General features: G+C 31.2%; 12 protein-coding genes. 3 read left to right on the top strand and 9 right to left on the bottom strand.

The features are described 5' to 3' along the window. Positions 1-27: 27 nt before the first annotated feature. The 9 genes from CX675_RS11220 to CX675_RS11180 all read right to left on the bottom strand — a co-directional run bounded on the left by CX675_RS11220 (position 28) and on the right by CX675_RS11180 (position 10,417). On the bottom strand, positions 28-2,832 hold the full coding sequence (locus tag CX675_RS11220) for a pitrilysin family protein (protein WP_130735328.1): 2,805 nt from the start codon (positions 2,830-2,832) through the stop codon (positions 28-30). Positions 2,833-2,902: 70 nt separating this feature from the next. Beyond that, positions 2,903-3,928 (bottom strand): FAD:protein FMN transferase, encoded by a 1,026-nt coding sequence (locus CX675_RS11215; RefSeq protein WP_130735327.1) that lies wholly within the window; start codon positions 3,926-3,928, stop codon positions 2,903-2,905. Then, positions 3,906-4,271, bottom strand: a complete 366-nt coding sequence (locus CX675_RS11210) for a Na(+)-translocating NADH-quinone reductase subunit F (RefSeq protein WP_130735326.1) — start codon at positions 4,269-4,271, stop codon at positions 3,906-3,908. The genes CX675_RS11215 and CX675_RS11210 overlap by 23 nt, the downstream gene beginning before the upstream one ends. Positions 4,272-4,356: 85 nt before the next feature. Next, the gene (gene nqrF, locus CX675_RS11205) at positions 4,357-5,670 is read right to left on the bottom strand and encodes an NADH:ubiquinone reductase (Na(+)-transporting) subunit F (protein ID WP_130735325.1); all 1,314 of its coding nucleotides are present in this window, start codon (positions 5,668-5,670) and stop codon (positions 4,357-4,359) included. Between the two features lie 2 nt (positions 5,671-5,672). Beyond that, positions 5,673-6,431, bottom strand: coding sequence for an NADH:ubiquinone reductase (Na(+)-transporting) subunit E (gene nqrE / locus CX675_RS11200; protein ID WP_130735324.1), 759 nt, complete (start codon positions 6,429-6,431; stop codon positions 5,673-5,675). A gap of 3 nt (positions 6,432-6,434) precedes the next feature. Next, entirely contained in the window at positions 6,435-7,112 is a 678-nt protein-coding gene (locus CX675_RS11195; protein ID WP_130735323.1) for an NADH:ubiquinone reductase (Na(+)-transporting) subunit D, read from the bottom strand. Positions 7,113-7,116: 4 nt separating this feature from the next. Next, complete coding sequence (gene nqrC, locus CX675_RS11190; RefSeq protein ID WP_130735322.1) at positions 7,117-7,842, bottom strand: NADH:ubiquinone reductase (Na(+)-transporting) subunit C; 726 nt, start codon at positions 7,840-7,842, stop codon at positions 7,117-7,119. 2 nt (positions 7,843-7,844) lie between these two features. Then, positions 7,845-9,041, bottom strand: coding sequence for an NADH:ubiquinone reductase (Na(+)-transporting) subunit B (locus CX675_RS11185; protein ID WP_130735321.1), 1,197 nt, complete (start codon positions 9,039-9,041; stop codon positions 7,845-7,847). Between the two features lie 29 nt (positions 9,042-9,070). Further along, positions 9,071-10,417: a Na(+)-translocating NADH-quinone reductase subunit A gene (locus CX675_RS11180; protein ID WP_130735320.1), complete on the bottom strand. Its 1,347-nt coding sequence runs from the start codon at positions 10,415-10,417 to the stop codon at positions 9,071-9,073. Between the two features lie 196 nt (positions 10,418-10,613). Between CX675_RS11180 and CX675_RS11175 the strand changes: the two genes are divergently transcribed. The 3 genes from CX675_RS11175 to apaG are packed head-to-tail and all read left to right on the top strand — an operon-like array spanning position 10,614 to position 13,330. Then, complete coding sequence (locus CX675_RS11175; protein ID WP_165396026.1) at positions 10,614-11,861, top strand: DUF5103 domain-containing protein; 1,248 nt, start codon at positions 10,614-10,616, stop codon at positions 11,859-11,861. Next, positions 11,861-12,940: a DUF3667 domain-containing protein gene (locus CX675_RS11170; protein WP_130735319.1), complete on the top strand. Its 1,080-nt coding sequence runs from the start codon at positions 11,861-11,863 to the stop codon at positions 12,938-12,940. Before CX675_RS11175 ends, CX675_RS11170 begins: the two co-directional genes overlap by 1 nt. Positions 12,941-12,943: 3 nt before the next feature. Beyond that, complete coding sequence (gene apaG, locus CX675_RS11165) at positions 12,944-13,330, top strand: Co2+/Mg2+ efflux protein ApaG (protein ID WP_130735318.1); 387 nt, start codon at positions 12,944-12,946, stop codon at positions 13,328-13,330. Positions 13,331-13,402: the final 72 nt, after the last annotated feature.

Below are 13,402 nucleotides of genomic sequence, written 5' to 3'. Positions count from 1 at the left end.
GGATTTTTTTATGTTAATTTTTTAAATTTATTCTTCTGGCATCAACACCGCTACAACTTTATCTTTTGTTAGGTATTTTTTCGCTACAGCTTGAATATCTTTTGTTGTTATTTTAGAAACCTGATCTAAATAATTAAGCATTTCTTCTGGGTTACTTTCGTTTAAATATGACTTTGTTAAATTGTTCATCCAAAATCTATTCTCTTTCATTTTTTCTTTATAATCTAATTTCTCAGTTTCTTTAAACTTATCTACATCTTTTTGTTCAGGACCCTTTTCAATAATTTTATTTAATTCTCTTAAAGCCGAAGCAATTAAAGTTTCTGCGTTTTCAGGTCCACAAGGAAAGTTGATTGAAAAATTATAGCTTCCATATGGGGTTTTACTCATCGAACCTCTTGCCCCTACACCATACACACCACTTTCATTTTCTCTAAGTTCCTCTACAAGTTTAATCGTTAAAACGTCTCCTAATGCTTTCAACGCAAAAGCTTCTTCACTATCATATTTAGTATCACCATAAAATAAAATATTCACTGTACTTTTTGGATCTTTTCCTTTGTTTACTACTTTTTTATGTTCTCCTTTTAACATTCTATAACCTAAATCTACCATTTTTTCTTTATTCTTAGAAGAAGGTAAAGAAGCTATATAAAGTGCTGCATATTCTAAAATTTTTGCTTCATCTATGTTCCCTATAAAATAAAAATTAAAATCCCCTGCATTCGAAAAACGTTCTTTATAAATCTTGTAGGCTAAATCATAATCTGCACTATCATAATCTTCAGGTTTAGGAAACCCTTTATAACGAGGATTTTCTTTATTTAAATAAGTATACAATTCATTAGAAAAATATGTAGAAGGTTGCGACAACAAATTAGACATAAAACCTTTTTGTTTAGCAACATAACCCGTAAATGCTTCTTTATCAAAATTCAAATCTGTAAAATAAGCATATATCATTTGCATTAAATATTCAAAATCTTTTGGAGTACAAGACCCATTCATTCCTTCGGATGTAGAGCTTACAAAAGGATTTACTCGAGCTATCTTACCAGTCATGAATTTATTAATATCGTTTTTATTCATTCCAGAAAAACCTGCTTCAGACAATCCATACATAGCTAAAGAAGTTTTTAAATACTCTTCATTAGAGACTAAATTTGTTCCTCCAAAACTTAATGCTTGAAATTGAATTTCATCATTTTTAAAATCGGTTTTTTTATATACAACTGTTGCACCGTTAGATAAGGTAAGCGTAGTAATATCTAACTTATCATTTTTTTCGGTTTTTATAACTTTCCCTTTTACTGGTTCTTTTCTTAACAAACTTGTTGCTATAGCTGTTTCTTTATAAGGTTCCAATGTTTTTTGATCCACTTTTAGTGTTTCTAATACTTGCTTCTCTGTTGGCAAATCTAAACCTTCCTTTTCAGGGCCAGTTAAAATGACTACTCTGTTCTCATCTTTAATATAAGTTGCAATTAAATCATTCGTTTCTTTTAAAGAAATACTAGGTAATAATTGTTTTAAGGCAGCAAATGTCCATTCGATACTTGGAACAGGCTCCTGATCAAGAAAATTACGTTGTAGGTTATTTACAAAACGATCTGATTCTGTTTTATCTCTTTCGTTATATTGTCTTTCAATTTGATTTAAGAATTCAGCTTTAGCTCTTTCTAATTCGCCTTCGGTAAATCCAAATTTCTTCACTCTTTCATTTTCTTCAACTAGAACTTTTAAAGCATCTAACTGTTTGTCTTGACCTACCATAGCAAAAGATTGAAAAGCTTTTTTGGTTCTAGCCCAAGTTTCACCATGATATGTGTAACCAAAAGTAAAAGGTGGTGTAGGTGAATTTTGTTTTTCTTCTAATCTATTGTTCAACATGGTGGTAAATAAACCATCAATTAATTCGTCTCTAAAATCCTTTACAGTAACGTTTTTTTTGGGTTCAGATTTATCTTTGTATAACAATTGAACTTGTGTAAAAGCAGCTTCTTTATCGCTTTCAATAGCTACAAAGGTTTCCTTATGATTTGGAACATCAAAAACCTTTCTCTGTTTTTCATTTTTTGGATTTTTATAGCTTGAAAAATGGTCTTTAATTTTTTGTTCCATTTCTGCCACATCAATATCACCAACCACCACTACACTCATTAAATTTGGTCGATACCAATCTTTGTAAAAAGAAGTTAATTTATCGTATGTAAAATTTTCTAAAATTTCTTTTTGACCTATTGGTAAACGCTTAGCATAATGTGAATTATACATCATTTTGGGCATATAACGTCCCATCATTCTTTTATCTGCTCCAAGGCCTAAGCGGTATTCTTCTAAAACAACACCTCTTTCTTTATCTATTTCTTCAGGTGTTAAAGTAGTATTGAATGCCCAATCTTCAATAATTTGAAATCCTTTTTCTACTTTTTCTTTATCGTCTGATGGAATTGGCAAAAAATATACGGTTTCATCAAAACTAGTATATGCATTAAGATGCTGGCCAAATTTAACGCCAATACTTTGAAGATAATCTACTAATTTGTTTTTTGGAAAACGTTTGGTACCGTTGAAACACATATGTTCCATAAAATGGGCTAATCCTTGTTGTTCATCTGTTTCTAAAATAGAACCTGCATTAACCATTAATCGTAACACCACTTTATTTTCTGGCTTACTGTTTTTCTTAATGTAATACGTTAATCCATTTTTTAATTTGCCCATTTTTACAGACGGATCCATAGGGATTGGACTGTCCATTTTTAATTCCTGCGCAACTAATAAAGAGGGTGTTGCCAGTAAAAAATAAAAGAATTGTCTAAATTTTTTCATGAAGTTATATTTTTTTCAAATCTAAATATATAACCATGAATAAGGTAAATTATTATAATTAAATTAACTTTTACTTTATCAATTTAGAAAAGTTAGCTGTAGTAAATTGTTGCAATTTATTATTGTTATCTACATATAAAATCAGAATATACAAATCGGGATGCTTTGTTGTAAATGCTTTTATATCCTCTAAAGACATGAGCATAAAAGCAGTTGCATAACCGTCGGCCATAATACATTTTGATGCTAAAACTGTAGCACTCAAAATGGTGTTTTTCTCTCTTTTACCGGTTTTAGGATTGATAATATGTACAAATTTTTCGCCCGTAATCGAATCGGTAATTACTTTTCTATAATTTCCAGATGTTGCCATTCCAAGATTTTCAATCCCAATGGTTGCAATTAATCTTCTTTCATCTGGTTTTTGAAGTGGATCATCAATACCCACCACCCATTTTTTTTGATCGATAGAATTACTCCCTATAGCTACTAATTCTCCTCCTATTTCAATTATAGCATCTTCAATTCCTTTAGATTTTAAGAAATCAGCAACAACATCTACAGAATAACCTTGGGCTATAGCATTAAAATCGAAATAGGTTTGTGGATACTGTTTAGAAATAGCTAAATCAGATTTTAATTTCACTTTATTAAATCCCACATATTGTAATAAACTATCAATTTCATTTTGAGATAAATTTTGATGTCTTTTACTAGGACCAAACCCATACGCATTAATTAAAACACCAATTGTCGGGTCAAACAAACCGTCTGTCTCCTCATAGATTTGATTAGATGCTTCAAATGTAGTTACAAACAAATTATCAACAACGACTGTTGTATCACCTGCATTAATTTTTGAAATTTTAGAATCGGCCCTATATGTTGATAAAGACATATCAAAAGCTGTAAGTAAAGAATCGATTTGCTTTTTTATAACCCATTCCTCAGTGGCAATGTATTTAATACTATAAGTACTACCTTGAGCGACACCTTGAATTACAAAAAAAGTAGGTGTTTTATCTTGCTTTTTATCTTGGCAAGAGGATAAAACAAAAACAAAAAAAATAAAGCTATAAAAGAGTTTGGTATCCATTGTAATTAATTATATAATCAGAATTTTTGCAAACAGGTTTCTCTAAATCTTCGGTATTTGCAATTCCTACACCTGCATACAATACTTTAGCATTTTTAGTTTTTGCATGGTTAATGAAAGTTTCTACAAATAAAAGATTAGGTTCGTCTGGATTAATTGGATAGGGAACCGCTTGAACCATTACAAAGTGAAGTGTATTTGTTTTTTTATCAACACAAACAAACTGAGGGTGCTTTCTCAATTGACTATTAATTGCAATGAACTCAAAACCGTTTTTTTCAAGGTCTTTGCCAACATGGTTCATGGCAATTTGATGTAATTCCTGTTCTGTTAATTCTTCCATACTACAAAAGTACAAATTGATTGTATAGAAATAAAAAAACCGTTCTAAAATAAGAACGGTTTTTATGTAATAATATTCATTTAGATTATCCACCGAAGTCGTCAAATCTAATATTTTCAGGATCTAATCCAAAATCTTCACCCATTTTTTGAACTGCTTTGTTCATCATAGGTGGTCCACAGAAATACAATTCTATGTCTTCAGGATTGTCGTGTTTTGACAAGTAATTATCAATTACAACATTATGAATAAACCCAACAAATCCATCTCCATCTCCTTCTACTCCGTCTTTTACTTTCCAGTTATCTTCTGGCAATGGCTCAGATAAAGCAAGGTAGAATTTAAAGTTTGGAAAATCTTTTTCTAAAGCTCTAAAGTGATCCGTATAGAACAGCTCTCTCTTAGAACGACCTCCATACCAATACGTTACTTTTCTTCCTGTTTTAATAGTACGGAATAAATGATATAAATGAGAACGCATTGGAGCCATTCCAGCTCCTCCACCTACATATAGCATTTCTGCATCAGATTCATTAATAAAGAACTCCCCATAAGGACCTGAAACTACAACAGGGTCTCCTGCTTTTCTAGAAAAAATGTAAGATGAAGCAACTCCTGGATTTACTTTCGCCCAACCATTAATATTTCTATCCCATGGTGGTGTAGCCACACGTACATTTAACATAATTTTTCTTCCTTCTGCTGGATAAGAAGCCATAGAATAAGCTCTTTCCACTAACTCATCGTTTTTCATTACTAATGGCCATAAATTAAATTTATCCCATTCTGCTTTGAATTTTTCTGGTTCTCCAGGGTGTTCAACAGGATGTGCTGTAATATCTATATCTGAGTATTTAATTTCGCATTTAGGAATTTCAATTTGAATATAACCTCCTGGCTCATAATGCATATCGTCTGGTAATTCAACAATAAATTCTTTGATAAAAGAAGCAACATTATAATTAGAATATACTTTTGCTTCAAATTTCTTGATACCAAATACTTCTTCAGGTACCTCGATTTTCATATCTCCTTTTACCTTTACCTGACATCCTAAACGCCATCCTTCTGCTAATTCTTTTCTATTAAAATGAGGTATTTCAGTTGGTAAAGCTTCCCCTCCACCTTCTAATACCTTACATTTACATTGAATACAAGTTCCACCACCACCACATGCAGATGGTAAAAATATTTTTGAACTTCCCAATGTAGATAATAAAGAACTTCCTGAATTTACTTCAATTTCTTCTTCACCATTGATTTTAATTTTAACAGGTCCGGAAGGAACTAATTTTGCTTTAGCAAACAAAATAACAGCCACTAAAACCAATAATAAAACTAAAAAGGCAACTACTGTTGTTAAAATTAAACCTGTAGTACTTACTTCTAATGCTATCATAATTAATTTTGCGCTATTTCGGTTAATGAATCTTTTACAGTTTCCACAGCAGTAGAATCAATTTTTACTTCTTCAACTGGAGTTATTTCTTGTATTTCGGTTGGTGTTACAACTTCCACAACTTCTTTTTTAGGCGTTTCATCACCTCCAGTTAACATTCCACCGAAAGACATAAATCCGATAGCCATTAAACCAGTTAAGATAAAAGTGATACCTAATCCTCTGAAAGCTGGTGGCACATTGGAATATCTGATTTTTTCTCGAATCGCTCCAATAGCTAAAATAGCTAAAAACCATCCAATACCAGAACCTACTCCATAAACCGTTGCTTCTGTAATGTTATTAAATTCTTTTTGTTGCATAAATAAAGACCCTCCTAAAATTGCACAGTTTACCGCAATTAATGGTAAGAAAATCCCTAATGAATTGTATAATGCTGGTGCAAATTTCTCCACAATCATCTCAACTAACTGAACCATTGTTGCAATAGTGGCGATGAATAAAATGAAAGTTAAAAAGCTCAAATCATAATCTACATACTCATCCCCTAACCATACTAATGCACCAGGACGAAGTAAGTACTGATCTAACAAATAGTTTAATGGTACCGTTACTAACATAACGAAAATTACCGCTGCTCCAAGTCCTACAGCTGTAGAAACTTTTTTAGAAACTGCTAAGTAAGAACACATTCCTAAGAACGTGGCAAATACCATATTGTCAATAAAAATTGACTTTAAAAATAATTGTAATAAATCCATTTCTTAGTGTGTTTCTTCAATTAAACTTTTATTTCTTGAACGTTGGAAACCAATAATTAGACCCAATGTAATTAAAGCCATTGGTGCTAACAACATGAATCCATTGTTTTCATATCCTAAGGCATACAATCCTGTTTTTTCAACTGGATTACCTAGTATTTCAATACCGAATAATTTTCCTGAACCTAATAATTCACGGAAAAAACCAACGATTACTAAGATAACTCCATATCCTAATCCGTTACCTATACCATCTAAGAATGATTTCCATGGTGTATTTCCTAAAGCGAATGCTTCAAATCGCCCCATGATAATACAGTTGGTAATAATTAATCCAATGAAAACTGATAATTTTTTAGCTAAATCTGGTACAAAAGCTTTCAAAGTTAAGTCTACCAAGATTACTAATGCTGCAGCAACTACTAACTGTGTAATAATACGAATGGAATTTGGTATAATATTACGCATTAAAGATATTACTACGTTACCCATAGCTGTTACGAAAATTACCGATAAAGCCATAATAACTGAAGCTTTTAATTCTGCGGTAATTGCTAAAGCAGAACAAATACCTAATACTTGAACCGTAATTGGGTTATTATCTGCTAAAGGATCTTTTACAAGTCCAAGATTCTTTTTTGAGAACAATGGCTCTTTTTCTTTTGTTTTAGTATCTGCCATAGTTTTATTTTTTTAGAGTTTCAAAGTAAGGTAAATACAAACTTAAATCTTTTTTCAACATAGCAGTTACTCCATTTCCTGTAATCGTTGCTCCAGAAATAGCGTCTACTTCGTTATCGGTTTTGTCTGTATTATTAGGATCTCCATTTGATTTAGAAGTAGCAACTGCTTTAAAATTACCTGCTTTATCATAAATCATTTCACCTTTAAAATCGTCTTTAAAGAAAGGTTCAGTAATATTAGCTCCTAAACCTGGTGTTTCTCCTTTATGATCGAAGAAAACCCCATAAATAGATTTTAAATCATCATTAAGTGCAACATATCCCCAAATGGAGTCCCATAATCCATTACCTCTTACAGGAACAATGTAGATAGTTTTTCCGTCTTTTTCAGCTTCAAAAATAGGTAAACGTTGCGTTTTTCCTTCTTTAGCTGCATTTTGTTCTTTTTTAATATCAATTAAATAAGCTTCAGAATTCTCAGTTGGAGTAGTTCCTTCTACAACAAATTGTTTTTTAATATACTGATTAAACATTTCAGTTGCATTGGCACGAGTTGCCTCTACACCTATCGAACTTAAAATATCTAATTGCGTTTTAACTTTATCATTGTTAACACGCATATCTTTTGTAGCATTTGCAAAGAATGCCAACAAAGAACCCACCACTACTACTAGTATTACAGCGAATACGATAGTATATATGTTTGAATCTGTACGTTTTGTTGACATAATTAAGTTGTTTTAAGTTTTAAACGTTTCATTCTTCTCTTCACGTTTGCCTGAACAACATAATGATCAATTGTAGGAGCAAATACGTTCATTAATAAGATTGCCATCATTACACCTTCTGGATAAGCAGGATTGAAAACTCGAATTAAAATAGAGAATAATCCAATTAAAAATCCATAAATAATTTTACCTATATTGGTTTGTGAGGCACTTACTGGATCTGTAGCCATAAATACAATACCGAAAGCTAAACCACCTATTAATAAGTGTTGCCAAAATGGTAAATGCATTAAGCTATAGAACTTACTTCCTTCTACGATAGCTCCAGAATCTACTAAACCATTAAAAATTAACCCCATTACTGCAGCACCAATGATAGCAGAAATCATGATTCGAGCACTTCCAATACCAGTTAAAATTAAGAATAAACCAGCTAGCAAAATTAAGAATGTAGAAGTTTCTCCAACTGAACCTGGAATAAATCCCATAAACATATCGTATGCTGAATGATGTAATTCTTTATTCTGAGCTAATTGCCCTAAAATAGTTTCTCCTGAAATAGCATCTACACCATTTGCCTGCATTACTTTATCAACAGCACCATGAACCCAAACTTTATCACCAGACATCCATGCAGCCCAGTTAAAGAATAAAAATGCACGAATTGTTAACGCAGGGTTTAGTACATTCATACCCGTACCCCCAAATAATTCTTTACCAATAATAACACCAAATGCCACAGCAACAGCTAACATCCATAAAGGCAAATCGATAGGCACAATAAGTGGTACTAACATACCTGTTACTAAGTATCCTTCTTCCACTTCGTGTTTTTTAATCGTAGCAAAGATAAATTCGATACCTAAACCAACGCCATAAGAAACTACTAATAATGGAAGTATCTTTTTCAATCCAACTAAAAAGTTGTCTAATGTGAAAAAATCAACAGCTTCAAAACCATTAATTTGTCCATTCATTTGGTAACCTGCATTAAACATACCGAATAATAGAACAGGAACCATTGCCATAATAACGGTGTTCATCACACGTTTTAAATCGGCAGCATCTCTAACATGTGAACCAGAATGTGTTGTAATGTTAGGCATATAAAGAAAAGTATGCAACGCGTTGAACGATTGTTCCATTTTAGTACCGCGATACTTTTCTTTTAAATTATGTAAATTTTGTTTCAAACTCATTTTTTGTGATTTTAAATTTCTTAAAGGGATTAACCTACTTCTTTAATCATTAAGTCTAATCCTTGTCTCACAATTCTCTGATGATCTTGTTTTGAAACATCAACAAATTCTGTTAAAGCAAAATCTTCAGGAGCAACTTCATAAATACCTAACGCTTCCATTTGGTCAATATCTTTAACCAAAATAGCTTTTAATAATTGCATTGGGTAAATATCAAGCGGACAAACTTTTTCATACTCACCTGTTAACACAAAACCTCTGTGCTCACCGTTTGTATTTGTATTTAAGTCGTATTTCTTATTCGGTGTTAAAAACGAGAACATCATCGCTCTGTAAACACTAAATTTATTAGGACGTGGTAAATTCCAACCAAAGAAATCGTAATCATTACCTTCTGGAATAACCGTAATCTGATTATGATAAAAACCTAAAGCGTTTTCTTTTGTTTTTTTATCACCCGTAAGTACATTTCCACTAATAATTCTATAATTACCTTCTTTTAAGTTCCCAGCAACTATATCGTTAATTTGTGTACCAATTAAAGCTTTCACATAAGAAGGTCTTTCGAAACCAGTTCCGGTTAAAGCAACTATTCTTTCTGAATTGATTTTACCCGTTAAAAACAACTCACCAATAATAACTACATCTTCTATCTGAACAGTCCACACTTTTTCACCTTTATTGATTGGATCAATTTTAGCAATTTGGGTAGAAACTAAACCAACAGGGTGAACACCTTCACCTTTATGTATTACGACTCCTTCTACTGAAGGTATAAAATCAGCTTTTGGAGAAACTGTTACATGTACTTTCCCCGAAGTTAATTTTGTTAACGCAGAAAAACCAGCTTCAAGAGCTTGATTTTTTCCTTCTAATACAAAGCTTAAATCACCTTCAAGTGGTGCTGAGTGAATTCCAGAAACAAAAATAGCTTTTGGAGTATCTGCCGAATTAGCAACAACATCATAAGGACGCTGTTTAATAAATGGCCAACAACCAGAAGCTAATAAATGTTGTTTTACTTCGGAACCAGATAAAGATCTTGGATCTTGTTTGCTATGCTCTACATGGACATCTTGAGAGTCAGCAAGTATTCTAATCTCTAGAATTACTCTTTTTTCTCCACGGATGATTTCCTGAATGGTTCCACTTACTGGTGAAACAAACTTTACACCTTCATCTTTCTTAGAAAAGAAAATCGGCTCACCTGCTTTTACAGTAGCTCCTTCTTTTAAAATCATTTTTGGAGTTACTCCATGAAAATCGGAAGGTTTAATAGCATAGACTTTCGATCGGGCAGCATTTGAAAGTTGTTTTTCCGCTTCACCCTTCAACTTAAGGTCTAAACCTTTTTTAATTCGAATGTCTTTTGACATGTTTATTGAAGATATGGTTAGTACTATTTTATAAAACGTGCAAATTTAATTAATTAAGAAACACTACTCCAAAAATATAACCACTGATTTTCATTATTTATATTTATTCTAAATTGTAAAAAAACAAGTAATGTTGCATAAATTTTGTATTCCTATTTACAGAATTATTATTTTTACAAAAACAATAAAAAACATAATGATAAAAAAAGCATTTTATATTTTTATTTTACTCTCACTATCAACAACTTACTCCCAAATAGAAAATGAAATTGAACCGCCTTATAACATCAAAACCATCTCCTTTGTTCAAAACAACAAAAATGTTTTACCTTTCTTCAGATTAGGTGAATCTTTTGAATTACAATTTGATGATTTATTTGGAAATGAAGCAGACTACTATTATACCATTACACAGTATAACTACGACTGGTCTCCCTCCATATTAGCTAAAGTTGAATATTTAAATGGAATCGACAACCAAAGAATTATAACATATGAAAATTCTTTCAACACCTTACAGCTTTATTCTCATTATAAACAACAATTCCCAAACAAATACAATCGTATTACAAAATCAGGAAATTATATTTTAAAAGTATTTAACGACGAACAAGAAATTGTTTTTTCAAGAAAATTTATCATTTATGAAGAATCAGTTACTGTAGCTTCAGAAGTAAGAAGAGCGAGAGACTTTGAAAGCTTAAACGAAAAACAAAACATTCAAATTGCAATTAATTATGGTGATTTAATTTTACAAAACCCAATTCAAAATGTAAAAATTAACATCTTTAAAAATGGTAATTGGAAAGAACAAATCTCAAACATTAAACCACAATACACCATTGGCACAGAATTAATCTACAGATACAATAAAGAAACACAATTTTGGGCTGGCAATGAATTTTACACCTTAGACAATTCTCAAATTCGAGTAACAAACAATAGTGTTTCAAGGGTAACATCAGGAGACATTTACAACTCCCATCTTTATGTAAATAATGCCCGAAAAAACGGTGTTTACACTTATTTCCCAGATTTTAACGGCAACTATATTATTTTGAATGCCAATTCAGAAAACCCAGAAGTGGAAGCGGATTATTCTTGGGTTTATTTTTCTTTAAACGCCCCCAACTTATTCCACGATGAAAGCATTTATATTACTGGTATGTTCAACAATTACAGTATAGGCGAAGAAAATAAAATGACTTACAACTCAGAATCAGGATTGTTTGAAAAAGCCATTTTAATTAAGCAAGGTTATACCAACTATCAATATACCATGCTCGATAAAAATAAAAAAATAGACTATAAAAATGCCATTGACGGCAACTTTTATCAAACAGAAAATAATTATACCATTATAGTTTATTACAAAGGAAATAATGACCGCTACCATAGTGTTATAGGCATTGCGAATACTAATAGTGAAGGAATTAGAAATTAATGATAAAAAGAAAATTCAAACAGTATCGAGGCTACGAATGTTTAAACTGCGAAACCCCTTTAGACGTAAGTGAAAAATATTGTCATCATTGCGGACAACTAAATTCTACAAAAAAAATAACTATTAGCGATTTTATTGAAGAATTTCTATCCAATTTTTACGCATATGACTCTCGTTTGCGTAACTCTATTATTTCCATGTTTACAAAACCTGGTCTTTTAGCCAAAGAGTTTAATGAAGGAAAAAGGCAAAAATATGCCAACCCTTTTCGTTTATTCTTAAGTGTTTCTATTCTTTTATTTCTTTCAATGAGTTTATCTAACAAATATTCTCAACCTGAAAAGACAGCAAGTTCAACCTCTATTAATAGTAACAAACCAGAAGAACTAAGCAAGCTTATTATTAATGACAGTCTTGCTAATCCGGAACAAGAAAAATTGAAAAAAAAAATTGAAAAGCAAATAGAATCTCGTCGCGATTTTCATAAAGATTCTATTTACACCAATCAGGAATTAAGCAAAAATTCTTTAGGTTTTTATTATGGCTTAAGCTCATTTAGAAACTTCAATTTAAAATACCCTAATAAATCTGAAAGCGAAGCCTTAAAAGAGCTTGGATATGATGATAATCAACTTAATCGATATATTTACAGTAAATCTAAATTATTTAAAACTAATGATATAAAAAGCGAACTTACCGAATATTTTTATCAAAAACTCCCGTTTTTAATTTTTTTATCACTACCCATCATTACTATTATTTTCTGGATGATGTTCTATTCCAGAAAAATAAATTATACGGAACATCTTATTTTTTCATATACCTATTTTACATTCTTATTTATTTGTTTAATACTCTACAACACAATAGATATTTTCTACAGTACTGTAGCCGATTTTTTAATGGGATTTTACACCATAATTCTGTTTCCTTTTTACCTCTATCGCTCGTTACGTAATTTTTATCAGCAAAATCGTTGGATAACCATTTTAAAATTTGTAATTTTGAATCCTTTATTTGGGATATTTTTATTAATTTCATCACTGATTATGATATTCTTAGGAATACTTTTATTTTAGAATATGGTAACACAAATAACAAAAGGCATTAAAATTTCAGTTTTAACTAGTTTTGAAGGTACTTACTTCAAGAACTATAAGATTCATTTTGCCTTTAGTTACGAAATCAAAATTGAAAACCAAAGCAAAGACTCTGTTCAATTAAACACAAGACATTGGGAAATTTACGACGCATTAAACAATAAAGAAATTGTGGATGGTGAAGGAGTTGTAGGTAAAAAACCCGTTTTAAAACCAGGAGAAACACACACCTATACTTCAGGATGCTTACTATCTTCTCCTATTGGCGCAATGAAAGGGTTTTACAACATGATTAATTTTACGACCACCAAAAGCTTTAGAGTTATCATTCCTACCTTTAAATTTAGCGCTCCTTTTGCTCTAAATTAACTTTTTATTGACTTTATTCTACAACATTTGTTGCTAGTTATCCATTATTTTTTTCTTAAATTTGCCCATCTA

Source organism: Flavobacterium sp. J27, assembly GCF_004303025.1.
In the GTDB taxonomy this organism is placed as follows: Bacteria; Bacteroidota; Bacteroidia; order Flavobacteriales; family Flavobacteriaceae; genus Flavobacterium.
Note: the sequence above shows the minus strand (reverse complement) of the source record. Positions and strands in the feature narration are given on the sequence as shown.